Genomic DNA, 25278 nt, shown 5'->3' with positions numbered 1-25278 from the left:
ATGATTGGAATATCCCCGCCAGGTTGAATATATTATTTAGCACTTTTGTGTTAAAGAGTGAATTGATTGCTATGAACCGCAATCAATTCAAAGTTCGGTATTCATTTGGTGTATAGCCCACGCGTTGTTTAAATAAACGACTGAAATGCTGAGGGTATTTAAATCCCAGTTCAAAAGCAATTTCATTGATGGTTTTGTTGGGATCAAAAATCTTATTCTTGGCCAGGTCCATGATCTTTAATTGAATAAATTCCAATGCGGTTTTTCCGGTTTCTTTTTTAATAAGGTCGCCAAAGTAGTTTGCAGATAAACCCAATTTTTCTGCGCAATAGGCTACATTCGGAAGGCCCATGTCTTGTGCCTTGCCCGATTGAAAATACTCGTTCAGTAAGCTTTCAAAACGTTCAATAATTCCTCTGTGCACGATGTCGCGGGTGAGGAACTGGCGGTCATAAAAACGAATACAATAATCAAGAAATAGTTCAATGTTCGATGCAATCAGTTTCTTGGTATGTTTGTCATAGCCATGCTTTAACTCAAATGAAATTTTTGAGAAGCAATCTAAAACAATCTGTCGTTCCTGTTCTGATATATGGAGCGCTTCATGCACATCATATGAGAAAAAGGAATAATCACTCATGTGGCGCCCAAGGGAAGTTCCGAGGATCAGATCAGGATGAAATACCAAGGCAAGCCCCTGCGGCTGATAAAACATCTCGGGGTTGTTTTCTCCTATAGCCTGGCCCGGCGCCAAAAAGATAAGCGTACCTTCCTGGTAGTCATAATTTTTAAGTCCGTATCTTAGATCACCGCACCGGATCTGCTTCAAAAAAACTGTATAAAAACCATAGCACAACCTGCGGGATGCTCTGGGGGCTGCCTTTGAAAGATCGACTACACTAACAAGCGGGTTCAGCGTTTCCTGATTGTTGAAAGCATTATACTCAGCAACAGTATCAAATTTCAGCATATCATCCATATAAAAACTTTAAAACAATGAATCAAATTTACCTGATCATTAGAGTATTACCTATTGTAATCTTATAAATCGGTGAATTTGGTAGTCTTTTCAGTAATCTGTATACCAAATGAGGAAAAAATCATCAGGAACTTTGTATCAGTTAAAAACATAGAAAGGTTAAATTTATTTAAATGAAAAATATAGAAGGAAAAGTAGTTGTTATCACAGGTGCAAGTAGTGGCTTAGGTGAAGCTACTGCCAAAATGTTATCTGCCGAAGGCGCGACCGTAGTACTTGGTGCACGCCGGGCCGACCGCATTGATGCCTTAGCAAATGAAATTAATAATAAGGGCGGCCGGGCTATGGCCTTAGCAACTGATGTTAAAGATGCAGCACAGGTCAAGAAACTCGTTGATACCACAGTGGAAAAATACGGACGCATTGATGTGATCATCAATAATGCTGGCCTGATGCCCCATTCTCCACTGGAACGATTGAAGATTGATGACTGGGATCAGATGATCGATGTGAATTTAAAAGGCGTATTGTATGGTATTGCTGCTGCGTTGCCCTACATGAAAGCGCAAAAATCAGGACAGATCATTAACGTTTCATCTGTAGCGGGGCACAAGGTAAATCCGGGTGGTGCTGTTTATTCGGCAACAAAAACAGCGGTTCGTGTTATTTCCGAAGGCTTGCGTCAGGAAGTTAAACCTTACAATATCCGTACAACAATCATTTCACCAGGTGCTGTTGCAACGGAGTTGTCTGCCAGTGTAACCGAGCCTGATGTAGCAGCAGGCATTAAACAGTTCTATGATGCTTTCGCCATTCCTGCGGATTCATTTGCAAGATGTGTTGTATTTGCTATGAGCCAGCCTGAAGAAGTGGATATCAACGAGATTCTGTTCCGACCAACCAGCCAAGCAGGTTAAGGGGAACGAAACGGATGCCATTTTCACACGAGAGCTTACGCCCCTAAACGATAGCATCAACCTAATCAATAAAACAAATCAGACTTATGAAAAAAAAAATCTTGCTCCTTTTAATATTGATAAGCTTGAATAAGGTGAAAGCACAAACAAATATAATATTGAATAACAAACAGAAAAGTATCGTTGCTATCTCAGCACTTACAGCAAAGGGTAACCTTACTGGCCTGAAGAATGCCATGAATGATGGACTGGATGCCGGGATGACGGTGAATGAGATCAAAGAGATAATGATACACCTGTATGCCTATTGCGGTTTCCCGCGCAGTCTTAACGGCATCAACACATTTATTGCGGTATTGAACGAAAGGAAAGCGAAAGGCGTCAATGACCCTGAAGGAACTGCCCCTCTTATTGCGCCACCCGCTGCCGACAGATATGCATCTGGTAAAAAAATATTAGAACGGCTCACCGGACGTCCCGAAATCGAGCCCAAAAGAGGTTATGCAGGTTTTTTACCGGCTATTGATACTTTACTAAAAGAGCACCTTTTTGCAGATGTTTTTGGACGTGGCGTACTTACCGATCAGGAACGTGAATTAACTACGGTTTCTGCGCTGGTTAGCCTTGGTGGGGTCGATTCCCAGTTATCCGGGCATTTGTCAATCGCCATACACACCGGCTTAACTGAACCGCAGCTTAAAGAAATGCTGGCTATACAGGAAATTAAAATAGGCAAAACGGAAGCAGATGCCGGTAGGGCAGTATTGACAAGTGTGACCACAAGGAGGCAATAAACCTAAATGATAAAACGATGAACGAAATATCAAGACGTCATTTTATAAAGAGCACAAGTACCTTTGGGGTGGCTTTATGGCTTGGCCTTACGGCAAAAGGTGAAACAACTAAGGTTTCGGCAATAGCTGTAGCCAAAAACTTTACGCCTTTTATACTCATCGAACCTAATGGGCAGATTACCCTATTTAACACTAAGCCCGAAATGGGGCAGGGTACTTTTCAATCCATACCCGCGTTGATCGCTGAAGAATTTGAAGTTTCGCTTGATCAGGTCATTATAAAAAATACCGGTGGGGAAAAGGAATTTGGGAATGGCCAGCGCGCCGGGGGCAGCACTTCTGTTCGTGGCAGCTACTACGAAATGAGAAAAGTAGGCGCTGCAGCCAAAGCGGTTTTTATTACTGCAGCGAGTACCAAATGGCAAGTAAATGAAGCTGACTGTTATGCTGAGAATGGCAAGATATTTCACCGGCTTACGCAAAGATCAACGGCCTATGGTGATTTGCTTGAAGAAGCTTCAAAGATAGAACTGCCTAAAGATCCTAAACTTAAAGACCCTAAAGATTTTAAAATTATAGGGAAACAAGCTCATCGCCCGGATGTACCTATGAAAACAAATGGCTCTGCGATATTCGGTATAGATGTTCAGGTACCGGATATGGTTTATGCAACTGTGGAGCGATGCCCCGTTATCGGCGGAACATTAAAGAGCTTCGATGCAAGCGAGGCGCTAAAAATGTCAGGCGTTATCAAAGTAGATAAAGTAGAGCGAATTGTTGGCATCTATAGTTTTATTGGTGTGGCAGTTATCGCTAATTCATACTGGACGGCGATGCAGGCACGTAAAAAACTAAAGATTGAATGGGATACCAAAGGTTTTGAAACTTATAACTCGGCCGACTATGATCAATATTTATGGAAACACGCCGATGAAGAAGGTATGATAGATAAGAATATCGGGGCAATAGACGCCGTTAAAACCTCCGCGCAAAATACGATTGATGCGAATTATGAAACACCTGTAATAGCCCACCATACGCTTGAACCCATGGTTTGCGTGGCACAGGTCACCGGAGATAAAGTAGAGATATGGTCATCCAACCAGGTTCCTAATCTAATAACAGGCTCTGGCGACAATGATGTACCTGCACTTACCGGTTTTAAGCCAGATAATGTAAAGTACCACAATATGTTTATTGGTGGTGGTTACGGTAGGCGCCTGTACTACGATTATATTGTAGAAGCCGTAAACGTAGCCAAATTGATCGATCGGCCCGTTAAAACGTTATGGTCGCGGGAAGATTGTACAAAGCAAGGTGCATGGCGAATGATGACCTTTTCCAAAATGAGTGGAACTCTTGGTGAAGATGGCAAATTGCTGGCTTTCCGGCACAAAGTGATCGGGCCTAATTTTCACGAGTCCCTATTCAAAACTTTTAATAAGACCAGGCTCGATGGGAGCATGGTGGAGGGTATAGGCGCCCAGGACTACGAGATACCTAACCTCAAAACATCTTATGTTAAAACAGACTCCCATATTCCCGGAGCAGCATTTCGGTCAGTGGTCAGTTCAACGATTTGCTTTCCCCATGAGTCCTTTGTAGATGAAATGGCCTATAAGGCCGGAAAAGACCCCATGGAATTTCGTTTAAGTATGGTTGCGCCCTCCTCGGATACTTATAAGCTGTTACAAAAATTAAAGGAACTATCAAACTGGGATAAGCCGTTACCGGTGGATAAAGGCAGGGGAGTAGCCCAGTGGAAATTTTTTGGCTGCCAACTGGGATATGTGGTAGAAGTGACCTACAACGCTGTAAGCAAATCAATTAAAATTGACAGGGTTATCGCCCTAATTGATCTGGGTATTGTGGTAAACCCCGACAACGTAAAAAACCAGGTGGAGGGTGCTGTGATAATGGCACTTTCTGCTGCCACTAAACCCGGCATAACTTTTAAGAATGGCGTTGTAGAGCAAAGTAATTTTTACGATAATCCGGTGCCGCGTATAAATGAAGCTCCACCTGTAGAGGTGCATATACTGGCCGATGGCGGCAGGATAAAGGGTGTTGGAGAACCGGGAATTCCTCCCTTTGCGCCTGCATTAGCTAATGCCATTTTTGCGGCAACGGGTAAGCGTCTGCGAAAAATGCCTTTTGATTTGAAGATTGGCTGATTGATGGAAGAAATTAACGAAGGTAGATTTTGAATTATTTAACGCCCTTTTCTAACTTTGCGTTCTGACCTGCCTGTATTAACCACAATCCATCTTTTTTTGTCAAAACAATCATTCGCCTGAACTCAAAAGTTTCCCCCGGGTAACGCGCATCGTCGGTTAAACCTGTACGTACATGGGCCACTGCGATATCTAGTGAAAGGTATTGTATGTCTTCGATAGCACGGGTAAAGTAGTGGCTGGGTTTGAAGTAAGTGTTATGGGTACTTCGGTAATGATCTTCAATATCCTGCCTGCCCTTGTAGTACGCCCCAAACCAGTTAACCCAAGTGGCGTCATTGCGGTAGTTAGCTGCCAAACCAACCGGATCGTGCCGATTCCACGCTTCTTCGTAGCTCTTTACTAACCGTCGAATAGCACTGTTTTCTTTTAACGTATCAATCTGCTGGGCAAATGTACTTGTTGATATGCCGATAAGAATGATGAAAAATGTAAGACATCTTTTGCTTTTTATGTGATAAGTCGATTTTTATAAGCGCCTTGAGATTGTACAATCATTTCCGTCATACCTCAGTGCGATGTTAGATGTTACAAAACATTGATGCTATCTTAATCTTTTGAGAAACAAGTTAATAACATCATAATAACAAAATTAATAGTTTACGGCTAATAACCAAGTGTTTATGTAAATAGTAATGTTTTTATTGGTAAGAGTCAGGATTACGCAAGGCGCAGGCTCTTTACGGTAATCGTCACTGCTATCCTTTTCGATTTTCTGCTCCCGCTTTAAAGCAGTTTTTTTTCCGTTGGCTCTGCCCTGTGCGCTTCGCTGTATCCAGTACCGGGGATGCCGCTGCGGTGACTAATGTTCAGCGAAAGATTCGTGGGCGCCGGATTTTCGCGCGCTCAAAACCAGCGCATTACTCGGCTTCGCCGGGAACCAAAAGCATCTTTTCGTCTTACTTCACCACGCCGCGCCGGGTGAAGCTGCGCCCGCATGCATTCCTGCATTTGCTTCAGAACGTCAATAACAGTGGATAAATTACGGCCTGCTGCTGTTTTCGCCAGAAACGGATAAAAAGGCAGCTAAGGTCTTGCCCGCGGCACAAGGACTTCGCTAAGCAACCAAAAGACTACGGCAGGCTGAGCCGGTGCTCCGTTCCTCCCCGCCGGCTCAGCCTGCGGCACTTATTCCGAATAACTCAATAGGATTATGCGATTATATGAATGTTTTGGTAAAGTAGTTGAAACGAAAAAGGCCTCAAATCAAAGATTTGAGGCCTTTTAGATGTTTTGATATTGATATTGATATTGATATTGATATTGATATCAGCGGAGAGCTAGGGATTCGAACCCCAGGAACCTTTCACAGTTCAACAGTTTTCAAGACTGCCGCAATCGACCACTCTGCCAGCTCTCCGGGCACAAAAGTACAAATCCGAAGCGAATTGACAAGCTGAGATAACGTTTTTTTTTCATTTTCTTAATATATGGCTTTAAGTTTTTGAATGTCAATGCCTTAATTTTTCAAAGAATCGGCCTTTTTCTGTCTAAAGCTGTTATATCGCGGTTTTATTACCCTTAAACTCCGTTTTGAGAGGTCAACGGATGCGTTTAGTTCGAATCCGATGAGCAAAATCAACGAATTTATATACATCCACAGCATTGCAACTATCACTGTGCCCAATGATCCGTACACTTTATTGTAAGATGAAAAGTTGTTGATGTAATATGAAAACCCCAATGAAGTTAAAACGGCCAAACCGGTTGCTAAAACTGATCCGGGATTTAAAAACTTCCACCGCTTCTTATGAGCAGGGGCATAACGGTAAAGACAAGCGATGGTTACAAAATAAATAATGATAATCATGACCCAGCGGAACAACATGATTGGATAGATCCAGAAATGGCTCTCTGTATCCACATGCGATCGTATCCAGCTGATAATTGCCTGTCCGGCTATCATAATTGCTATGGCGGTTAAAAAGGCCATGCAGATGGCTATTGTAATGCCAAGGGCAACTACACGTCTTTTTAGCCAACTGCGTTTATCCACAATCAGCGACGATTTATTAAATGCTTTCATCAAATTGATAACTCCATTTGTAGCAAAATAAATAGTCAGCAAAAAACCAAAAGAAAGCAATTTGCCATTTTGGTTCTTAATGATATCTATAATAGTGCCCCTAAAGGCCAGATATGCCTCTGTAGGCATTATTGATGCCAATATGCTGAGTAAGTTTCCCTGGAAATGATTTATGGGGATATAGGGTATTAAAGTGCACAAAAATATAGTTGCCGGAAAAATGGCCATCATAAAACTATAAGCAAGGGAATATGCGCGATTTATCAGGGAGCTTTTAGAAATCTCCGTAATAAAAAAATCAATAACCGTATATAATGGCAGTGGGCGGAAACCTGGAATTACGATAAATTTGGTCCACTCTACAATGTACTGATAAAACTTAAAGCGCAGTAAAAAACGGTGTAGCCATCTCATCTAACCAAATTTACTCAAAAAAAGGCAATAATCTATCTATAAAATCCTGTGGGGGCAAGCAGGGGCGATTGGTTTTCATATTGATAAATACCAATAACGTTTCGCCTGTATTGATAAGTTCACCTTTATTATTACTTAACTCATACCTGAAATGGATGCGGATTCCAGGCATTTTATCCATGATCACTTTTACGCTGATCTCCTCATCATATAAGGCAGGTTTTAAATACTTACACTTTAACTCCAATACCGGCATCATAATGCCGGATTGCTCCATACCGCTATAGGTTAAGCCCAGGCTGCGCAACATTTCCACCCGGCCAACCTCATAAAATTCGGCATAATTACCGTAGTACATATAGCCCATTTGATCGGTTTCGCCGTAACGTACCCTTATTTTGGTGGTATTCTCAAACATTACCTTTTAATGTTGCGCTGGTTAAGTGCTTCCTGAAATTTATGAGCATTCACCAAATGATCGGCCATATTGGTTGCAAAAGCATGATATCCAGAAAAATCGGCTTTGGCACACATATAAATATAATCGCTTTTTTGATAATCGAGAACGGCATTGACTGCATTGACAGAAGGCATCATAATTGGGCCAGGAGGCAATCCAGTATGCAGGTAAGTATTATATGGCGAATTATAAGAAAGGTATCTGTTAAGCACCCTCTTTATGGTAAAATCATTAAGGGCGAAGATCACGGTAGGGTCGGCTTCCAGTTTCATTCCTTTTTTAAGGCGGTTTAGGTATAAGCCGGCAACAGCTGGCATTTCATTATCATGTAAAGCTTCGGCATCAACAATTGAGGCTAAAACAGAAACTTCCTGTTGGGAAAGATTAAGTGCCGCGGCTTTCTGTTTACGCTCAGGTGTCCAGAATTTTTCGTAGTTGGCATACATCTTTTTAAAGAATTTATCGGGCGATGTATTCCAATATAGCTGGTAGGAGTTGGGCATAAACATGGTGTACACGTTATCGGTAGTAAAACCATATTTAGCTACATAACCCGCAGAATCAAGCAGGTTGATGATTGCTGTAGAATCTGCTTCTATTTTTTTAGATACAAAACCCGCAAACTGTTCCTTCATCCTTAGCCCATGAAACTCCAGCTGAATTGCTTCCTGTGTGCCGGATGCCAGCATGTTAATGAGTTTACGATTGCTCATTCCCTCGTGAAGGCGATATTTACCCGACTTAACGCGATGAATATAGTTCATGTTTGTAGCAGCCCAGTTAAATGTGGCTGTATCTTTAACCATATCCTGCTCTTTTATAGTTTTTAAAACATCGGTATAAGTTGCGCCTGTACGTATGTACAAATACTGCTGCTTACCGGTAACATTGGGACCAAAGTATTTAAAATAATAATTTACACCTGTAAATGCCAGCAATACAATGATAACCAGTACCAGTGCTATAGTGAACTTTTTTAATAATCCTGATTTTGACTTCTGTTCAGTCATGATAAATTGTTATGAATAGTAATTATTTTAATTTTTGAATGGCAATCAATCCGCCGCTTAAGTTTTTAACGTTTTGATACCCATTTTGCAGTAGAATTGTTTGCGCGGTTTCGCTTCGCAAACCAACTTTGCACATAACGATCAACTCATCTGTTTTGTTGTAAGCCCAGTTATTTATGGTATCAGCAAGAACAGAAAGCGGGATATTAGCGCCCCCTATATTAAAGGTATGGTATTCAATAGCTTCGCGAACATCTATTAAATTTAAACCCTCCCCGTTATTTATACGGGCGAGCAGTTCTGTTGCATTAATTTGTTGGGGCTGCATCTGCTTTTGCACCTTGTGTAACCGTAATATTAATACGTGTACCTATACTGGTTTTACTTAACGAATCGGTTTTCATAGGATATTGTGCAGAAACTACAACATTGGTCGAATCTGTTATGGTTCCCTGGTAGGTAATTGTACCTATAGATAAACCAGCTCCTTTAATTGCAAAACGTGCCGCATCCAGATCAAGGTTTATTAATTCAGGGATCTCCACTTCGCTGGCGCCCTCTCCATCTCCCAAAACAAGATCAACCTTTGAGCCCTTAGGTAGTTTGAAACCCGCTTTAATAATTGCACCTCCATAACGAACTTCCAGAATCCGGTCGCGCGCAATATCTGAACGGTAGGTAGTATCACCAATTTTTAAACCATAGTTTGATAGAGTAGCAGTGGCTTCACGATAAGTACTTTGTTCCAGATCTGGCAGTGCAACAGGAGGTGCCTGTAACGTAACCATAGTAAGGTATATTACGCGCCCTTCTTTAACGTTTGTTCCTGCATCGGGATCCTGTTCCACTATGGTGCCAGGGTCTGCATCCGCTACGTAAACAGAATCTATCTTATAGCCGAATCCTTGTTCTTTTAATAAGGCCATAGCTCTATCTATCTTTTCACCTTTCAACTTTGGTACCGGTATGCCAGATCCATGGTTGGTGTAATATCCTAAGCTGTAAAATGCTATTAAAACAATCACTATTACGGTAATAATAGCGCCTATAAGGTTATAACGGAATGATTTTGTTTTTAAGTAAGCCCCAAATTTGCTCATCAGTATATGTAAGGATAATTACAGTCAAATAAGTATCAAACATAAGGATTATTTTGGATTTGGGATGTTCAGATTCGGATTTAAGGATTTTGAAATTATGAATTTGTAATTTCAGTTTAGCATATTCAATTCTATTATTCTATTTTCGGAAATCGAAAAATAGAATCCCGGTGTGGGACAAATTGAAAATCAAAGATAAATCCGAATCTGAACATCCGAAATTCCAAATATGAAGAATATAGCCCTTTTAGCCGGCGGTTTTACCGGCGAGTACGAAGTATCTGTTAACAGCGCTAAAAATATAGCTGGTAATCTGGATGCTGAAAAATATAAAGTTTATACCATATATGTAAACCGCGACAGATGGTTTCATGACCTTACAGATGGAACTGTTGATGTTGATAAAAACGATTTCAGTCTTACCATAAACGGCGAAAAAGTTAAGTTCGATTTTGCTTTCATCACTATTCATGGCACCCCCGGAGAGGACGGCAAGATACAGGGCTATTTAGATATGCTGGGTATACCATATAATACCTGTGACGCCACTACATCGGCGATTACCATGAATAAGGCATATACTAAAACCATTGTGAATGGCATCCATGGCTTACATACTGCCCATTCTATGCGGTTGTTTGATAAGGATATGCATGACGTTGCTATTATTGCGGCTACGTTGAAATTTCCTTTATTTATTAAGCCCAATAATGGTGGCAGCAGTGTTGGTATGAGCAAGGTTTATAATGTAGCTGGTTTACCGGATGCATTGAAAAAAGCTTTTCACGAAGATCACCAGATCCTGGTGGAGGAATTTATTAAAGGCCGTGAGTTTAGTATTGGCATTGCCAGGCTGAATGGTAAAATAACCGTTCTGCCGGCTACCGAGATTCTCACAACTAAAGATTTTTTTGATTACGAGGCAAAATATACCTCCGGCGTTACCAAGGAAATAACTCCTGCCGATTTACCGGCTGAACAAAACGAGCTGATAGCCGAAATAGTGACCGAAGTATACATTCGCCTTAATTGCAGGGGTATGGTAAGGGTTGATTTTATTTTATTGGAAGGTACTAACGAGTTTTACTTTATCGAGATCAACACCACGCCGGGTCAATCTGCAAATAGCCTTATTCCGCAGCAGGTAAGGGCTGCAAGAATGCACTTAGGTGAGTTTTACGGGGATTTAATTGAGGGAGCTTTATAATTGGGGAATTGGGCTGTCCAATTTTCAAATAATTATTAAAAATTTAGAGACGCATCATGTGCGTCTTTTTTATTTTAGGTGTAACAATGCCGGTCACTTCTTTATCCAACCATCAATGCTTCAATTCCAAAAATTCAAAAAGCTATACGGCGGTTTTCCCGCTCTGAAAATTGATGAACTTTCCATTAATCCGGGTATCTATTGGATAAAGGGTGTTAACGGATCGGGTAAAAGCACCTTACTAAAATCCATTGCTGGTATCTTATCTTTTGAGGGGGATATTTTGCTTGATAACAGTATCAGTATAAAAAAGCACCCGGTAGCGTACCGCAAGCTGGTAAATTTTGCTGAGGCCGAACCCGTGTTCCCGGAGTTTTTAACGGGCACCGAAATGATAGCACTGTTTGCCCAGGCCAAAGACGCACCGAAAGGGCAGGAGCAGCACTATATAGAAACCATACAAATGCAGGCTTATATTGGCCAACCTGTGGGTACCTACTCCAGTGGGATGCTCAAAAAACTTTCACTGGTGCTGGCTTTTATGGGGAATCCCAAATTGATTTTGCTGGATGAACCGCTTATTACCATTGATACTGCATCATTAAAGATTCTGAATAGGTGGATAGCTGAGCGTTATCATGAACAGGGCACCAGTTTTCTGCTATCATCGCACCAAATATTAGAGCTTGATGCCCTGCCTATAGCACGTGAGCTGTTGGTTGAGGAACAAACCCTAAAATTTATTACTTAATGAAGCCGCCATTAACTAACGTATTGTTAAAGGTATTTGCCAATGGTTTTTACCAGGCGCATGCGCCTTTATTGCTATTTGTTTTTTTTATTATGGTGGGATGCGTGCCTGGCAACATGCTCCTGAGTTACCATGAATCGTTAATGATTGCCATGTGCAGTAGCCCGGTTATGCTGATGCTGGTTTTTGGTGGGTGGCTTATTTATATATTTAAAAGCTGGCATTACGTTTCTGTGCAATTACTCAAGCCTGAAAAACAGTTCCTGTTTTATAGCAGCAATGCTTTAAACAGCAATGAGCAACTGAAAAGCTGGTTTTACATGCAAGCCTATATTTTACTTCCAATAATCATTTATGCACTGTTGACCGTGGGGGTAGGAGTTGCACATCATCATTATATAATGCCTTTAGGTATATTATTGTTTATAGCGGGGATGATTTATTGTAGTGCCCGGTTGTATACCAGGCAGGTAAATAGCCTGATTGATGGAAGTAGCCAATCGCTGCTATTGAAGCTAAGCAGAAGCTGGCGTAAGCCATATTTCAGCTTGTATATCTATCATGTATTTGATAGTCTTAAAATTCAGTATTTTGTGACTAAGGCTTTATCGTGGCTTATTATTACCGGTGTGTTTTATTTGTTTGCCGATGTGAAAAGTGATATAAGGGTAGCGGGTATAGCAGTACTCGCTGTAATAACTGCACATGTGGTACTGATATTTGAAACGCGCCGTTTTGAAGAAACCCGACTGTGCTTTTCACGTAATCTGCCCTATAGTCGCTGGCAATTGTTCCTGAATTTTGCAGGTGTTTATTTGTTTTTACTGCTACCAGAATCTGTATGGTTGTTTAGCCGGTTTAGCCCCTTAATGGCGGTGGAGTTATTACTCGCCGGTTTAAGTACGGCGTTGCTATTTCACAGCATGTTATACTGGTTTGGCCTTAACATGGATAAATACCTCCAATGGATATTAGGATTATTTATTGTGCTGTTTTGGATTATCATGTTTCACCTGCTTTGGGTACTGATACCACTGAACCTTGGAGTAGGGTATTTGTTTTTCTATTTTAATTACTACAGCTACCAGGGAATGGTGAATAAAGATATTGAGTTGTAACGTTTATAAGGACGTGAACTGAATTAATGAATTGTCAGAATTTTAAAATTAGTGCAATGTAACAAGTTCAAGGAATTCCAGGGTTCAGATAAAAAGCCAACTAAACCGTATACTGTTTAATCACATCCTCCGGGATCTTAGTACCCCGGCCGGTAGCCATATCTATCATCACGTAATCAAAATAACCATCGCAGGATATTTTTCCGGTGGCTTTGTTGGTTATGCTAAACTTTACGCGGCAACCTTTTTCATCTATACTTTCAATTCCGGTTTTTACAATGAAATAATCGCCCATGGTGAGGGCGCGCTTGTAATCAACATGGGCTATGCGTACCACCCAACCAAAACCACGTTCCATAAATTTTTCCATGGCCATGCCATAACAGCGTTCCATCTGGTCATAACGCGCAGCCAGCACATAATCAAAATATTTGCTGTTGTGCACATGCTGAAACATGTCTATATCGTCGGGACGTACGCGGAATTCGGTTTCGAAAGTAGAATACATAGGTAAGTTTAAATTCAAAAGTAAAAACTTCTGAACGCATTAAAACTACAACATCATGCGGAAATTCAAAAATGTATGCATTTATTATATCAAACTAATTTAAAACTGTCTTTATGTTTTACTTTAATCAAACAACATATAAAAAAGACACATAAATGTCTTATTTTAAATAGCGTATTGAATTTAATGCAATTTTAGTTCAATACCTACAGTATTTAGTGAATATCGATCATAATCAATTTAAAAGCTAAATCCCCCTCCTCATTATCTATCATAACAAATTTAATATTTTACAAACAGACGTCATTAGATTCAAGTTGGGTTTTATCTGTTGTTATTTAACCTAAAAGAAATAATGATTATGTATTTTGAAATAAAATAAACGAGAACAACTATTGATGAAATTAAATATAGAATTTATTAGTTTTTATTTCTACCAATTTTCATTATTTAAACTGGTTAACTTTTATTTAAAAAAATTTCATAATTAGATCATTTGATGGATGTTATGATTAAAAAAATCAAGAAAAAAGTAGTTTGCTTTTTTTGGCGGTAATTAACACCCCAAAAATTGCGGGCACTTGCTTTGCTATTCTGTTGTAAATGAAATCCTTATTATAAAATTTAATCTTTAACATTTTATAATATCAAAACCAGTATTAAATAACAAATCATGAGTAGAAAAAACAATTTCGCCGTAAACAGTACCCAAAAATGTAGTAGCTATTTTAAACAGCTCAACATGGTTTGGTTTTTAATGTTAGTGCTAATTGTATTTACAGCAGGATGTAAAAAGGAGAGTGCCGATGTGGCGCCAACTGCACCGCCTGAATCTTCATTATCCACAAATTTAGCAGTAGTTACAGGTACTGCAGGGCTTTTACCAATAAACCTCAGAACAGCAAACAATTTTACAATTTTAACAGAAACAGGTATCAGTACTACTGGCGTTACCTCAATTACCGGCGATATAGGATCAAGTCCTATTGCCTCTACCGCAATAACAGGATTTGGATTAATAATGGATACCAATAATCAATCCTCACATACTCCTATTGTAATCGGAAAAGTTTACGGACCCAATTATGCAGTTCCTACTCCATCTAAAATGACCACCGCAGTAAGCGACATGAAAACGGCATTTACCACTGCAAATGGAATTACCACTCCTTCACCTTTGGTTAATAAGTATGCAGGTGATATCAGTGGCAGAACTTTACCTGCGGGTTTATATAAATGGAGTACCGGAGTTTTAGTAACAAATGCCGGTGTTACTTTAAGTGGTGGGCCAAACGATGTATGGGTTTTTCAAATTGCACAAAACCTGGTTGTAAGAAATAGCGCAATCATTACTTTGAAAGGCGGCGCCCAGGCTAAGAATATTTTTTGGGTAGTTTCTGGACAAGCTACCCTTGGAACATACGCAAATTTTAAAGGAATTATCATTAGCAAAACACTAATTTCTTTAAACACAGGGGCTAAAGTTACAGGTAAACTATTTGCACAAACAGCGGTAACCCTGATTGCAAATACGGTTAAACCTTAATGAATAATTTGAATTTACAAATTGTTGCATTATTCTAAATCGCAGACCTTTAATGTTTTACAAATAGTACATTGGTCAAGGATATAGCTATTATTAAAAACAGGCTGGTCATGAATATGATACAGCCTGTTTTTATTTTAGCCGCCAGGTATAAACTAGGCTTGCGGCTTTTTTACCTTGATAATTACAATCTTAAGAGAACGAACTAAAAATGTGGGCCTTATAAAAAAGGCTTAATGAGTTTAATCCATAAAGCCTTTTTCAAGTCGGGATGGCGGGATTCGAACCCACGACCTCCAGCACCCCATGCTGGCGCGATACCGGGCTACGCTACATCCCGAACTGTTATTTCTATCTCAAAAACATCGTTTCCAGTAAACTAAGCAGGTATTGCAAATTAATTGCCTGGTTAAACTTTAAGTTGTTAATGATCTATTTGATGTGGTAGTACACAAAGTAGCACACATCGATGCAAATATAATCATGCGTCTGAAATTGTAAAGGGTTCCATAATGATTTTGATTAAGTGATTGAATGAATTATGATGCCCCTACAGGTTTGGTGCGATCAAGTGCAAAAGGAAACGATATAAATAGCATGTGTGATGGCATTGAGCGTTTATACTCGGCAATCTTTTGCACGCTTCAGAAGCACCAGCCCTAACTTTGTTCAATAATTCATCCCTCACTCTCACCGTCCTTGTAACCTCTTAAATGAATGAAAGTATAGTAGTCTCAATAGACTAATCCAAAAGTCACTTCACTTCAATCATTATAGGGGTTACCAAACTTTCGAATTGCGATGCGCAAATTGGTAAACACAATTCAGAGAACTGGAATCTTTACTGTTTATAGGGGATAATAATACCTTGGATTAGCCATATGTATAGTCAGTTATCAATCCACAGAAACATAGAATTTATGCTTTATAGGGGTAGGGTAGATGTTGGATTAATGTGTTTTGAAATAGAGGTAAGGTAGCTTTCAACCTTATTCCTTAAAAAGTTAGCCTTTCAATGCGTTACTAAATAACTTTGGAAGTTATTAACCTAAGTGACCTTTTAATAAACATAGTCGGAAGTGTTATTAAACGAACTCTTATACTTGAAGTCCTGCATCGCCTAGTAGCATAACTTTATAGTAGTTCCTTTTCACTACTCAATCAAAATCTGCCCTTGCTCTAATGCAACTCAACTTCCCATCCTTCAAAAGGTGGCTCCACCACATATCCAGTGTCACAGACAAATCTAATCCATTTAACAGCCCTTGTTGTTGCATAAGCGTCATTGAGCACCTTCCCCTGATCATCTAACTCTATTATATTACCGTAGATTGCAAAGGCTTGCTCAACCAGGCTTGCTTCGTTAATAAGAATACTTCTGTAGTCAATATCTTTAAGTATGTTTTTTCCTCGGTCACCCAGTTTAAGGTTCCATTAAAATAATAAAACACAAAGTGCCTTAAACTCCTTACGAAGTCGTCGCTCAAATGATTTCTTTTGCTCATTATCCAATTGTTGGGTCAAATATATCAGGGTTTAAAGTTTTATAGCAGTAAGATAATTCCTGAATTAGCAACTATTTAAGCTTCTCATAAGAAAGGGTATGGCCGTCATAATCAATCTTGTACTTACTATATTCAAAGTCGGTAGCTGCAATGTGATCTTCATTTAATATGATGCTGCTTTCACCCGTCAAAGTTACGAATATATCTGCACCGCCGTATTGCCATACTATGTTACCCTTGCTGTCCAATCTTGTAATTTCGAGTTCTCCGTGTACGATGTAATCTTGTTGATACCCGTGAATAGCAAAACAAGTTGCTGGGTCTGCTTGGCACTTCCACAATAATTCTAATCCTGGAATCGATAAGCAAAAGACACTATCTGAACAACATGAAACTAATTGGTCACCATTAACCAACGCGGTATCTTTCCACACTGCTGTTCTTCCACCTTTTGCTCCTAAAAAGACTTGCTTTAAGAGTTCTTCTTTTTCATACAAACGAACTGATTGTACAGATGTCGGTTCAATATTCTTTGGACTTAGGTACAAATGCTCTAGGTCATTTAGGTTATCCTCATAGTTGCTCGTAGCATCAGATATATCAATTCGGTATCGTTGTACGGTGTAGGATAGCATTTGTAAAAGAATGTGTGCTTTAGCTTGATGATATACTAATTCAAATATATCAAGATTTTACTCCTTATAAGGGGCTGTTAATTCCTGAATTGGAGTTGAAATAGAGGTTGTATTAGCAGTTACACTGACTCCTTAAAAGGTAACTGAACTAATTACGAGGGAGTTGATTTATCAATTGAGTGTAATTCTAGTATAAATAGGGTGCTGCCTTCTTCTTTAAAAGGTAACTGCAGCAATTGCTTTTATAGTTATTTGGCATAGACTTATCTTGGTGACCTTTTAATGAGTTAGCTGAACTTAGTATTAACAAAGCAAACGCCTGGCTAATTCAGCCAAGCGTTGTATTTTCAGCACTGCTGTGTTGATAAACGAAGATTCTATGACGTTAATAAGGAACCGCTGCGTAACTTCCAGAGATTACTTTTTTAAGGTTAGTGCCATCCATTGAACAGCTGTAAATATCATCTTCTATCGAGGGTGTAGGGTAATAGACACTGAAAAATAGTACTTTGTGATCTGGGGAAACAGTAAGGTTATGGTCAATGGCAGCGGCGCCTGGCAAAACAACATTTAAATTCTGAGGATTACTACCATCGTAATTCGAGACCCAAATAGACCGTCGTCCAGTAGCGAGATCAACTTTAATAAACACCAACTTGTTCTGTTGGTTGACTCCTGTGGTTGTAGTATCTGCAACTGCGTCTTTTTTGCAACTAAATTGAAACAAGATAATAGAAAGTGAAAAGGCAGTAAGCACAATGGTGCTGAGTAGAATTTTTTTCATTCGTGATAAGTGTTTATGATTATATATAGAGTACATTATATGTATTAAATAATAAAAAAGCAATCAAAACCTAAATAGGTTTAAAATAAACTACCCTGTACACCACTTATTGGCTGTGATGCCCCACCAGGTTCAAAAGGTTTATCAAACTTAGGTTTGATTTCAGTATCCTTTAAATCATGCAGTAGTCTTATCCTTAAGATTACTACTCGGTTTCGAGCTTTAAGATAGCGTTGCGATCGCCATCATAATAATAGGTAATCCTAACATATAGGTTTTGTCGTATAACTCCACCATACAAAAACGTCTGATGATAGCCTGACCTTCCTTCTTCAAAATGGGAGTAATGAAATAAAGTATCTTGTACTGTAAATTCTTCGCCATGTCCCTCCTTAGGCTCAGGATAGTAATTTTCAACAGTTCCTTCCAGAATCTTAAGTTCCTTACTATTGCTGTTTAGTAAAGCTTTATCGTGCTTATAAACGTTGATATCAAGTTTCTCTATGTTCAAGAAGATAACAGAAAAGATTACAACTGGTGGTATTACAGCTAGGAAAGGATTAACCTTAATTCCACCGTTAAGTGTAATCTTCAACTTTCGCCCTATTCCAAAATACATTGCAATACAAAAACAGACAAATAGCAGTAGAAATATGTAACCGATAGTCAAAGACCATGTGCTGGGTGGATTATCTAAAGTACTATATACGGTATGGAAATGATGCATAGTGATTAGGTCAACGAATTCAAAGATACAAAGCAGGTACCGTCTTTTGTATTTGGTAGCTCAAAATAGAACTTTGGCTACAATATTAGCAGTAAATCTGATAATGATATTTGCAAATACTCTAAAGAAGGGTATTTAATTAACTAATTCAGTTCGGCGAGCCGCCTGCGAATAGCGGAGAGTATCTTTGTAGGGATAGCACGAAACGCGGCTGCAAAGAAATTTTCTACTCTAAATCGTGACGAGGATCATATCTTATTTCTTTTTTATTTTGTTTTAAATCAGTAGGTTAGATCAATAAAAGGCCATTAAATCTAAATTGTAAAACCATGAAAAAAACTATCTTAAATTTTATCATCAGTATCGTTTTACTGTTGGTAAGCACAGGTGTTTCTTTTGCCCAGACTGACAAGCCTTATACAGACGGTCCGCTTTGGCAAGTACAATTTGTACATACCAAACCAGGCATGAACAATCTTTATTTGAAAAACCTCAGTGAGGGATGGGTAAAACAAATGCGGGCAGCAAAGGAAGCCGGACTTATCCTGGATTACAAAGTTTTTTCTGCACTGCCTTCTTCAGAAAATGACTGGGACCTGATGTTGCTGTATGAGCTTAAAAATTATGCAATGCTTGATGGTTTTAGAGAAAAAATGGAGGCGCTGAGCAGAAAAGTTCTTAATGCCGACGATGACGGCTTACATGCTAAAGCTATGTTGAGAAATGATCTTAGGGTAACGCAGGGTGGTAAATTAACCCAGGAGTTGCTATTCAAATAACCTAAATACTGCGAGCCGCCCACGGATAGCGCACGATTTTCCCGAAAAGAAGTTTGATTTTTATAATGCACATTTTGAAAATGATGCTTCCTATATGAACGTAAGTGTTAATTTGTCAATGATGAACAAAGCCGCCTCAATTGATTTTGAAGCGGCTTTGTTGTAAACTGTTGCAAAGGAATTAGGAAACTGCATCTTTAGCAATTACACTCCAATCATCATTACCGTGTCCCTTATCAATCCATTGATCCATGAGGTCGGCTATTGCTGGTATCAGACTTAGTTTTGCATTTTGCTCTGCGGCTGCGGCCAGCATTAGGCCAGCGTCTTTTCTCGCCATATTCAGTTCCCACGAGGGTTGAGTGAAATTTCCGGTTGTTATTCTTTTAAGTCTTGAGGGCATTGCCGCTGCGGGGTTCCAGGAGTCAAATAAGGCAGATACATCTCCGGCCGGGATGCCCAGTGCTTTGGCAAATGTCAGCGTATCAGCGATACCGGCGGTCATGGTCAGCAGGAACAGGTTTCCCGTTAGTTTCATACCCGCCGCTTTGCCTTCCGTTGTTCCGAAATTGATCAGCTTACCGGTCATTTTGGATAGTTCTGGTTCTACTTTGCGGATAACTTCCTGATCTCCGGAAACAAGCATGTTACCTGTACTTTCCAATGCATTTTGTGGACCCATAAATACGGGAGCATGTAGATAAGTAAATCCTTTGGCTTTCCAGGCAGCTGTTCTGTCTACGGCACCCTTTGCTGAGGTGGTTGTATGATCTATAATAATAACGCCTGGTTCAAACCCCTCGCTGGCTAAGGATAATACTTCATCTACCGTGTTGTCATCCTTTAAAGTAAGATGAATAGTGGCTACGCCTTTTACGGCCTCGGCAACGTTGTCAAATGCTTTGGCTCCATCAGCTTCCAATGCCTTTGCTTTCTCCTTCGTCCGGTTCCAAACCTGAACCTCGTCGCCTTTTTTGATCATTGCTTTTACAAAATTTGAGCCTAAAAGACCCATTCCAAGAAATGCTTTCATATGCTTGTTTTTAGATAGAATAAAGGTAGGGACTTAAATGCTAATTGGAAACGTTCTGCACCAATAGCAATACGGCAATCAATCTTACTCATCATACAGTTTGTTATGCCTACCCGGTATATTTCTGATTACAATTCATTATATAAACTTTATAATATATAACTAAATTGCATCATAATAATTAGGTTATTTCAAGATATAACGCGTAGCCAGCTACATACTATGCCTGCTATGTGATCTACATCACATACATTTTGCCGCTCTTCAAATGTGATATAGGTCACGTAGCCACCTGGAATATCCTGCCGTACTTTGTGGTGTAATTAATAACACAAAGAAAATGGAAACTCAAAAATTTGAAATCGTAAAAACCCAAAGCAATATTGACTGGGTAGGCAAAAAGGTAACCGGCGCACACAATGGTACCATTGCTGTTAAAGAAGGTGAATTGATTCTGAATGACGGTAAACTTACCGGCGGTAAATTCGTTATCGATACCACTTCCATTAAAATACTGGATGTAACCGACCCTGCAACCAACGCACAATTCTTCGGTCACCTCGCCTCTGATGATTTCTTCTCTATTGAAAAATACCCGGAAGCAATTTTGGCAATTACCTCAGTGTCAGGAAATCATGTTGAAGGTGATCTGACCATCAAAGGCATTACGCATCCCGTTGGTTTTGATGTGGTGATCAATACAAACGGTGATGATTTAACCGCAAGTGGTAAACTGGTAATTGATCGCACAAAATATGAAATGAAATTCCGTTCAGGTAATTTCTTTAAAGATTTGGGCGATACGCTGATCTATAATGATTTTGAACTCAATGTAAGTGTAACCGCTAAAGCAGCCTGATAGGCCGCTTTAGCATAAAAATTAAAACCATGCCATACGTTAAAATTGAAGTAACCCGCGAAGGCGTTACAAGAGAACAAAAGCAAGCCCTGATTAAAGGTGTAACCAGTCTGATGACTGACGTATTGAATAAAGACCCTCATCTGACTCACGTGGTAATCCAGGAAATTGATCTGGACGACTGGGGTTACGCCGGAGAACAGGTATCTGTATTGAGAGAAAAAGGCATTACTGCCGATAGAAAATAATATAATGAAAACACAAACAATAATTGTTACCGGTGCCTCATCAGGCATCGGTAAAGAAATAGCCCGTCACTTTTTAGAAAACGGCGATAATGTGGTGATCAATTCATCAACTGCTGAAAAACTGGAGCAGGTTTACCAGGAACTGGGCGCAGGTGCAAATTTGGCCATGGTAGCCGGCGATGTAAGTGATAAAAGGACCGGTGAAAACCTGGTAGCTACAGCCATTGCAAAATTTGGCTCAGCCGATGTACTGGTGAATAACGCCGGTATTTTTGAAACCAAACCATTCCTTGAGGTAGATGAAGCTTACCTTGACCGGTTTTTGGATACAAACCTGAAGGGTACTTTCTTTACCACGCAGGCTGTTATTCCTCAAATGCTTAAGCAGCATAATGGTGTAGTGATCAATATTGGTGCTCCGTTGGTAAACCACGGCATAGCGGGAGTCCCCATTACGGCACAAATGGCATCAAAGGCAGCAATACATGCGCTTACCATACAGCTGGCAGCCGAATTTGGTAAAGATAACATCAGGGTGAATACTATTGCGCCAGGCACCATTCGCACCCCAATGCACGGCGATAGTGTTGATCAAAGTGCAGGCTTACATTTGTTGAACCGCGTGGGCGAAGTAGAAGATATCGCGCAAATGGTTTATACCGTTGCCAAGAGCAACTTTGTTAGCGGAGCGATCATCAACGTTGATGGAGGTTTGGGAGCGGGGCACAATCTGAATTAATATGAAAACGCTTTTACTGACCGCTTTTTTGTCCTGTACATTAATGGTATTAAAAGCACAAAATTCAAACAAAATGGAAAATACTCAGCAAGATTCATTAGCAATCACTCAGGCACTCGAAAATTATTACTTCAAAGGTATCTATGAAGGCGATATAAACACCCTGGGAAATATTTTAAACCCCGGTACCTTATTGTTCGGGGATGTGAAGGGACAGCCTTATGCTAAAACCCTCGATCAGTACCTTGATGGAGTAAAGAACCGTCAAAGCCCCAAAGATTCTGGTAAGCCTTTTAAAGGAACAATTATCTCTGTTGATGTGGTAAACTCGATAGCCGTTGCCAAAGTACATGTGAAAATGTACGACTTTAATTATGATGAGTTCCTGTCGTTTCATAAAATCGATAACCAGTGGATGATTGTCAACAAAATGATCACTGATGTTGCCGAGTAGTATACTTTGACCTCGAAAAGCTTACAATCATGAAAAATGCAATCAACGTTATTTATCTCGGAGGCCCCAACATCATTCTGGAGATTGGTGGGTTAAGGCTGATGACAGATCCGACGCTTGACCCGGCGGGTGAATCGTTTATGATTAATGACAAACCTGCCTACTGGAAAACCGAAGGGCCGGCTCTCACTGATATCGGTAAAATAGATGTCGTGTTGTTAAGCCATGACCAGCATGGCGATAACCTGGATCATGCCGGCAGGGAATTTTTAAAGTCAGTTCCTAAAACGGTAACCACAAGGATAGGAGCGGAGAGATTGCAGGGGAACGCTGTAGGTTTATCACCATGGGAAAGCATTGTTTTAAATGATGAGGTCACAATTACATCAACACCTGCCCGCCATGGCCCGGCTGGAAGTGAGCATCTTACGGGTGATGTAACGGGCTTTATTATATCGACTAATGAAATGCAGATCTACATTACCGGTGACACTGTTTTTTATGAGGGGATAAAAGAAGTAGCTGAACGGTTCAAGCCTAAATATGTATTCATTTTTGCGGGTGCCGCTAAGCCACGGGGACCATTTAATGTAACTATGGGAGCGAATGATGCTATCGATACCGCTTTTGCTTTTGCCCCGGCAACCATTATTCCGGTACATTTTGAAGGCTGGTCGCATTATACAGAAACCGGAGAAACGTTGCGGCAATCCTTCCAGGTTCTTGGAATTGCCGACCGCTTAAAGATTCTTAAAACAGGTATAAAAACTGAACTGTAAACCTTTATCCGATAAAAAATTTTAAGCTGTGAAATACCCGGACGGAATAGATCATGCCTTAAAATAACTCGAATAGAAACATTAAAATGTAACGTGATGAATACTTCAAAAGTATGGTATGTAACCGGGACTTCTCAGGGATTGGGATTGACCCTAGTAAAAAAACTGCTTGATAACGGCTATCGGGTTGCCGCAACTTCCCGTGATGCACATGCATTGAGCCAGGAGGTTGGATTGATAGACAAGGATCGTTTTCTTCCGCTGGCCGTCGATTTGAATAACGTGGATTGCATTGATGAATCCATACAGCAAACACTGGCAGCATTTGGCCGGATTGACGTGGTGGTTAACAACGCTGGCTACGGAATGGCCGGAACATTAGAAGAAATAGCCGAAGAGGATGTCAGGAACATTTTTAATATTAATGTACTTGCTACAATAAATGTGGTAAAGAGTGTTTTGCCGGTAATGCGCAGTCAGCGGTCGGGTTATATTATAAATATCGGTTCGGTGGCAGGTTTTGTTGGTGCTCCTGGTTGGTCTGTTTACTCGGCTACCAAAGCTGCGGTGGCCGCCTTTTCTGAAGTCATTGCATTGGATGTTAAAGAATTTGGAATTAAAGTTACTATAGTAGAGCCATCAGGTTTCCGTACAGGATTTTTAACTAAAGATTCACTTGCGTTCACCACTACCAAAATTGAAGGTTATGAAGCTGTCAGGAACACGCAGGACCGTTACCTTTCCATGAACGGGCAGCAAGCAGGTAACCCGGACCGCGCAGCGGAAATATTCATGGAATTGGCTGGAAGTTCTGAACCGCCAATGCACCTGTTTCTTGGGAATGATGCTTATAACAGGGCTTCGGAAAAACTGGCAGCTATGTCTGCAGAATTGGAACAATGGAAATCAACAACCAAAGGGGCCGATTTTAAATAAGGACTGATACTGATTTTAAAAAGGAATATTATACACCAAATTCATTCAGCAGAAAATCGATCAACTCATAGAAAAAGAGCGTCAAATAAGTCGATAATCTAAAAATAAGAGGCTAAATGGCTTAGGGATTTTCACACCGCTTTTAGCCTGAATTTTGCAGTTGAAAATAAAAAGCAATATTGTTATTTATTTTTAAATATTGCTTTTTTTTCTGAAACAATTAAGTAACTTTATTATAACCAATTTGTTACCAAATTATTTCCCCAACCTGTAACCAGAAAGGAGCTCATAATGGGATGCGTTAGAAATATCTTATGTACCAAAAGTCAATCTCCAATTTTTGTAAGTCCGGATATTACTGTTTTTGAAGCGCTGGAGTTAATGTATGAAAAAAACATTGGCGCTATTTTAGTAATGGACCAAGAGCAATTCCGTGGTATTTTCACCGAAAGGGATTACGCACGTAAGGTGATCCTGAAAGGAAGAGCTTCCAAAGAAATCCTGGTTGGTGAAATCATGACGGAAGATCCGGTAACCGTTTCCTCTTCTAACACCATAGAAGAATGCATGAGGTTAATGACCGATAAATTTATACGGCATTTGCCCGTAATAGACGATGGCAAATTAAAGGGTATTATTTCTATTGGCGACGTAGTAAAATACATCATCGAAGAACAAAAATTCATTATCGAAAATATGGAGCATTACATTAAAGGCTGCTAAAATTTGGGAAATA

Annotated in this window: 28 protein-coding genes and 2 tRNA genes; 15 read left to right on the top strand and 15 right to left on the bottom strand. The window is 40.0% G+C overall.

Annotated elements, in window-relative coordinates:
* Positions 1-82: 82 nt before the first annotated feature.
* Complete coding sequence (locus tag AC1DYB_RS17205) at positions 83-979, bottom strand: helix-turn-helix domain-containing protein (protein ID WP_477436762.1); 897 nt, start codon at positions 977-979, stop codon at positions 83-85.
* Between the two features lie 173 nt (positions 980-1152).
* Between AC1DYB_RS17205 and AC1DYB_RS17200 the strand changes: the two genes are divergently transcribed.
* The 3 genes from AC1DYB_RS17200 to AC1DYB_RS17190 all read left to right on the top strand — a co-directional run bounded on the left by AC1DYB_RS17200 (position 1153) and on the right by AC1DYB_RS17190 (position 4864).
* Positions 1153-1896 (top strand): SDR family oxidoreductase, encoded by a 744-nt coding sequence (locus AC1DYB_RS17200; protein WP_477436760.1) that lies wholly within the window; start codon positions 1153-1155, stop codon positions 1894-1896.
* A gap of 86 nt (positions 1897-1982) precedes the next feature.
* Positions 1983-2690 carry a carboxymuconolactone decarboxylase family protein gene (locus tag AC1DYB_RS17195; RefSeq protein ID WP_477436758.1) on the top strand — a complete coding sequence of 236 codons (708 nt, stop codon included), beginning with the start codon at positions 1983-1985 and terminating at the stop codon, positions 2688-2690.
* 17 nt (positions 2691-2707) lie between these two features.
* Positions 2708-4864, top strand: a complete 2157-nt coding sequence (locus AC1DYB_RS17190; protein ID WP_477436756.1) for a xanthine dehydrogenase family protein molybdopterin-binding subunit — start codon at positions 2708-2710, stop codon at positions 4862-4864.
* 34 nt (positions 4865-4898) lie between these two features.
* On the opposite strand, the gene AC1DYB_RS17185 is transcribed toward AC1DYB_RS17190, so the two are convergent.
* From AC1DYB_RS17185 to AC1DYB_RS17155, 7 genes are all read right to left on the bottom strand, one after another.
* Positions 4899-5279 (bottom strand): YybH family protein, encoded by a 381-nt coding sequence (locus AC1DYB_RS17185; protein WP_477436983.1) that lies wholly within the window; start codon positions 5277-5279, stop codon positions 4899-4901.
* Between the two features lie 918 nt (positions 5280-6197).
* Positions 6198-6284: transfer RNA gene (locus AC1DYB_RS17180), tRNA-Ser, on the bottom strand.
* A 99-nt stretch (positions 6285-6383) separates the two neighbouring features.
* Positions 6384-7364 carry a YihY/virulence factor BrkB family protein gene (locus tag AC1DYB_RS17175; protein ID WP_477436754.1) on the bottom strand — a complete coding sequence of 327 codons (981 nt, stop codon included), beginning with the start codon at positions 7362-7364 and terminating at the stop codon, positions 6384-6386.
* 10 nt (positions 7365-7374) lie between these two features.
* On the bottom strand, positions 7375-7782 hold the full coding sequence (locus AC1DYB_RS17170) for an acyl-CoA thioesterase (RefSeq protein WP_477393017.1): 408 nt from the start codon (positions 7780-7782) through the stop codon (positions 7375-7377).
* The gene (mltG, locus tag AC1DYB_RS17165; protein WP_477436752.1) at positions 7782-8834 is read right to left on the bottom strand and encodes an endolytic transglycosylase MltG; all 1053 of its coding nucleotides are present in this window, start codon (positions 8832-8834) and stop codon (positions 7782-7784) included. Before mltG ends, AC1DYB_RS17170 begins: the two co-directional genes overlap by 1 nt.
* Positions 8835-8856: 22 nt before the next feature.
* Complete coding sequence (locus tag AC1DYB_RS17160) at positions 8857-9162, bottom strand: rhodanese-like domain-containing protein (RefSeq protein WP_477436750.1); 306 nt, start codon at positions 9160-9162, stop codon at positions 8857-8859.
* Positions 9143-9934, bottom strand: a complete 792-nt coding sequence (locus AC1DYB_RS17155) for a PASTA domain-containing protein (RefSeq protein WP_477393011.1) — start codon at positions 9932-9934, stop codon at positions 9143-9145. Before AC1DYB_RS17155 ends, AC1DYB_RS17160 begins: the two co-directional genes overlap by 20 nt.
* A 229-nt stretch (positions 9935-10163) precedes the next feature.
* Here AC1DYB_RS17155 and AC1DYB_RS17150 point away from each other — a divergent pair, with 229 nt between their 5' ends.
* From AC1DYB_RS17150 to AC1DYB_RS17140, 3 genes are all read left to right on the top strand, one after another.
* A complete protein-coding gene (locus AC1DYB_RS17150) occupies positions 10164-11141 on the top strand; it encodes a D-alanine--D-alanine ligase (protein ID WP_477436748.1) in 978 nt (325 codons plus the stop codon).
* Positions 11142-11256: 115 nt separating this feature from the next.
* A complete protein-coding gene (locus AC1DYB_RS17145) occupies positions 11257-11892 on the top strand; it encodes an ABC transporter ATP-binding protein (protein WP_477436746.1) in 636 nt (211 codons plus the stop codon).
* On the top strand, positions 11892-13010 hold the full coding sequence (locus tag AC1DYB_RS17140) for a hypothetical protein (RefSeq protein WP_477436744.1): 1119 nt from the start codon (positions 11892-11894) through the stop codon (positions 13008-13010). Before AC1DYB_RS17145 ends, AC1DYB_RS17140 begins: the two co-directional genes overlap by 1 nt.
* A gap of 100 nt (positions 13011-13110) precedes the next feature.
* On the opposite strand, the gene AC1DYB_RS17135 is transcribed toward AC1DYB_RS17140, so the two are convergent.
* Positions 13111-13518, bottom strand: coding sequence for an acyl-CoA thioesterase (locus tag AC1DYB_RS17135; protein ID WP_477436742.1), 408 nt, complete (start codon positions 13516-13518; stop codon positions 13111-13113).
* 673 nt (positions 13519-14191) lie between these two features.
* Between AC1DYB_RS17135 and AC1DYB_RS17130 the strand changes: the two genes are divergently transcribed.
* Positions 14192-15064 carry an ice-binding family protein gene (locus AC1DYB_RS17130; protein WP_477436740.1) on the top strand — a complete coding sequence of 291 codons (873 nt, stop codon included), beginning with the start codon at positions 14192-14194 and terminating at the stop codon, positions 15062-15064.
* Between the two features lie 266 nt (positions 15065-15330).
* Here AC1DYB_RS17130 and AC1DYB_RS17125 read toward each other — a convergent pair.
* The 5 genes from AC1DYB_RS17125 to AC1DYB_RS17105 all read right to left on the bottom strand — a co-directional run bounded on the left by AC1DYB_RS17125 (position 15331) and on the right by AC1DYB_RS17105 (position 18583).
* Positions 15331-15404, bottom strand: a tRNA-Pro gene (locus AC1DYB_RS17125).
* Positions 15405-16243: 839 nt separating this feature from the next.
* Positions 16244-16486: a DUF7677 family protein gene (locus AC1DYB_RS17120; protein ID WP_477436982.1), complete on the bottom strand. Its 243-nt coding sequence runs from the start codon at positions 16484-16486 to the stop codon at positions 16244-16246.
* Between the two features lie 154 nt (positions 16487-16640).
* Positions 16641-17204: a hypothetical protein gene (locus AC1DYB_RS17115; protein ID WP_477436738.1), complete on the bottom strand. Its 564-nt coding sequence runs from the start codon at positions 17202-17204 to the stop codon at positions 16641-16643.
* A 385-nt stretch (positions 17205-17589) separates the two neighbouring features.
* Positions 17590-17988, bottom strand: a complete 399-nt coding sequence (locus AC1DYB_RS17110) for a TolB-like translocation protein (protein ID WP_477436736.1) — start codon at positions 17986-17988, stop codon at positions 17590-17592.
* Between the two features lie 205 nt (positions 17989-18193).
* A complete protein-coding gene (locus AC1DYB_RS17105; RefSeq protein WP_477436734.1) occupies positions 18194-18583 on the bottom strand; it encodes a hypothetical protein in 390 nt (129 codons plus the stop codon).
* 461 nt (positions 18584-19044) lie between these two features.
* Between AC1DYB_RS17105 and AC1DYB_RS17100 the strand changes: the two genes are divergently transcribed.
* Positions 19045-19494, top strand: a complete 450-nt coding sequence (locus tag AC1DYB_RS17100; protein ID WP_477392999.1) for a hypothetical protein — start codon at positions 19045-19047, stop codon at positions 19492-19494.
* Between the two features lie 181 nt (positions 19495-19675).
* On the opposite strand, the gene AC1DYB_RS17095 is transcribed toward AC1DYB_RS17100, so the two are convergent.
* Positions 19676-20527, bottom strand: coding sequence for an NAD(P)-dependent oxidoreductase (locus AC1DYB_RS17095; protein ID WP_477436732.1), 852 nt, complete (start codon positions 20525-20527; stop codon positions 19676-19678).
* A gap of 340 nt (positions 20528-20867) precedes the next feature.
* On the opposite strand from AC1DYB_RS17095, the gene AC1DYB_RS17090 reads away from it, so the two are divergent.
* The 7 genes from AC1DYB_RS17090 (at position 20868) to AC1DYB_RS17060 (ending at position 25265) form a co-directional block, all read left to right on the top strand.
* Positions 20868-21386 carry a YceI family protein gene (locus AC1DYB_RS17090; protein ID WP_477436730.1) on the top strand — a complete coding sequence of 173 codons (519 nt, stop codon included), beginning with the start codon at positions 20868-20870 and terminating at the stop codon, positions 21384-21386.
* 29 nt (positions 21387-21415) lie between these two features.
* On the top strand, positions 21416-21634 hold the full coding sequence (locus tag AC1DYB_RS17085; protein ID WP_477436728.1) for a tautomerase family protein: 219 nt from the start codon (positions 21416-21418) through the stop codon (positions 21632-21634).
* A 4-nt stretch (positions 21635-21638) separates the two neighbouring features.
* On the top strand, positions 21639-22373 hold the full coding sequence (locus AC1DYB_RS17080; protein WP_477436726.1) for an SDR family NAD(P)-dependent oxidoreductase: 735 nt from the start codon (positions 21639-21641) through the stop codon (positions 22371-22373).
* 1 nt (position 22374) lies between these two features.
* Positions 22375-22827, top strand: a complete 453-nt coding sequence (locus AC1DYB_RS17075) for a nuclear transport factor 2 family protein (protein WP_477436724.1) — start codon at positions 22375-22377, stop codon at positions 22825-22827.
* A 29-nt stretch (positions 22828-22856) separates the two neighbouring features.
* Complete coding sequence (locus AC1DYB_RS17070; RefSeq protein WP_477436722.1) at positions 22857-23606, top strand: MBL fold metallo-hydrolase; 750 nt, start codon at positions 22857-22859, stop codon at positions 23604-23606.
* A gap of 96 nt (positions 23607-23702) precedes the next feature.
* On the top strand, positions 23703-24542 hold the full coding sequence (locus AC1DYB_RS17065; RefSeq protein WP_477436720.1) for an SDR family NAD(P)-dependent oxidoreductase: 840 nt from the start codon (positions 23703-23705) through the stop codon (positions 24540-24542).
* Positions 24543-24833: 291 nt separating this feature from the next.
* Positions 24834-25265, top strand: a complete 432-nt coding sequence (locus tag AC1DYB_RS17060; protein ID WP_477436718.1) for a CBS domain-containing protein — start codon at positions 24834-24836, stop codon at positions 25263-25265.
* The last annotated feature ends 13 nt before the right edge of the window (positions 25266-25278 follow it).

This window comes from Mucilaginibacter sp. P2_A4 (genome assembly GCF_056405015.1).
Note: the sequence above shows the minus strand (reverse complement) of the source record. Positions and strands in the feature narration are given on the sequence as shown.

Bases quoted from the DNA above. Each gene is read 5' to 3' on its own strand.
- AC1DYB_RS17205 (WP_477436762.1), bottom strand. From the start codon at position 979: ATGGATGATATGCTGAAATTTGATACTGTTGCTGAGTATAATGCTTTC.
- AC1DYB_RS17200 (WP_477436760.1), top strand. From the start codon at position 1,153: ATGAAAAATATAGAAGGAAAAGTAGTTGTTATCACAGGTGCAAGTAGT.
- AC1DYB_RS17195 (WP_477436758.1), top strand. From the start codon at position 1,983: ATGAAAAAAAAAATCTTGCTCCTTTTAATATTGATAAGCTTGAATAAG.
- AC1DYB_RS17190 (WP_477436756.1), top strand. From the start codon at position 2,708: ATGAACGAAATATCAAGACGTCATTTTATAAAGAGCACAAGTACCTTT.
- AC1DYB_RS17175 (WP_477436754.1), bottom strand. From the start codon at position 7,364: ATGAGATGGCTACACCGTTTTTTACTGCGCTTTAAGTTTTATCAGTAC.
- AC1DYB_RS17170 (WP_477393017.1), bottom strand. From the start codon at position 7,782: ATGTTTGAGAATACCACCAAAATAAGGGTACGTTACGGCGAAACCGAT.
- mltG (WP_477436752.1), bottom strand. From the start codon at position 8,834: ATGACTGAACAGAAGTCAAAATCAGGATTATTAAAAAAGTTCACTATA.
- AC1DYB_RS17160 (WP_477436750.1), bottom strand. From the start codon at position 9,162: ATGCAGCCCCAACAAATTAATGCAACAGAACTGCTCGCCCGTATAAAT.
- AC1DYB_RS17155 (WP_477393011.1), bottom strand. From the start codon at position 9,934: ATGAGCAAATTTGGGGCTTACTTAAAAACAAAATCATTCCGTTATAAC.
- AC1DYB_RS17150 (WP_477436748.1), top strand. From the start codon at position 10,164: ATGAAGAATATAGCCCTTTTAGCCGGCGGTTTTACCGGCGAGTACGAA.
- AC1DYB_RS17145 (WP_477436746.1), top strand. From the start codon at position 11,257: ATGCTTCAATTCCAAAAATTCAAAAAGCTATACGGCGGTTTTCCCGCT.
- AC1DYB_RS17140 (WP_477436744.1), top strand. From the start codon at position 11,892: ATGAAGCCGCCATTAACTAACGTATTGTTAAAGGTATTTGCCAATGGT.
- AC1DYB_RS17135 (WP_477436742.1), bottom strand. From the start codon at position 13,518: ATGTATTCTACTTTCGAAACCGAATTCCGCGTACGTCCCGACGATATA.
- AC1DYB_RS17130 (WP_477436740.1), top strand. From the start codon at position 14,192: ATGAGTAGAAAAAACAATTTCGCCGTAAACAGTACCCAAAAATGTAGT.
- AC1DYB_RS17115 (WP_477436738.1), bottom strand. From the start codon at position 17,204: ATGCTATCCTACACCGTACAACGATACCGAATTGATATATCTGATGCT.
- AC1DYB_RS17110 (WP_477436736.1), bottom strand. From the start codon at position 17,988: ATGAAAAAAATTCTACTCAGCACCATTGTGCTTACTGCCTTTTCACTT.
- AC1DYB_RS17100 (WP_477392999.1), top strand. From the start codon at position 19,045: ATGAAAAAAACTATCTTAAATTTTATCATCAGTATCGTTTTACTGTTG.
- AC1DYB_RS17095 (WP_477436732.1), bottom strand. From the start codon at position 20,527: ATGAAAGCATTTCTTGGAATGGGTCTTTTAGGCTCAAATTTTGTAAAA.
- AC1DYB_RS17090 (WP_477436730.1), top strand. From the start codon at position 20,868: ATGGAAACTCAAAAATTTGAAATCGTAAAAACCCAAAGCAATATTGAC.
- AC1DYB_RS17085 (WP_477436728.1), top strand. From the start codon at position 21,416: ATGCCATACGTTAAAATTGAAGTAACCCGCGAAGGCGTTACAAGAGAA.
- AC1DYB_RS17080 (WP_477436726.1), top strand. From the start codon at position 21,639: ATGAAAACACAAACAATAATTGTTACCGGTGCCTCATCAGGCATCGGT.
- AC1DYB_RS17075 (WP_477436724.1), top strand. From the start codon at position 22,375: ATGAAAACGCTTTTACTGACCGCTTTTTTGTCCTGTACATTAATGGTA.
- AC1DYB_RS17070 (WP_477436722.1), top strand. From the start codon at position 22,857: ATGAAAAATGCAATCAACGTTATTTATCTCGGAGGCCCCAACATCATT.
- AC1DYB_RS17065 (WP_477436720.1), top strand. From the start codon at position 23,703: ATGAATACTTCAAAAGTATGGTATGTAACCGGGACTTCTCAGGGATTG.
- AC1DYB_RS17060 (WP_477436718.1), top strand. From the start codon at position 24,834: ATGGGATGCGTTAGAAATATCTTATGTACCAAAAGTCAATCTCCAATT.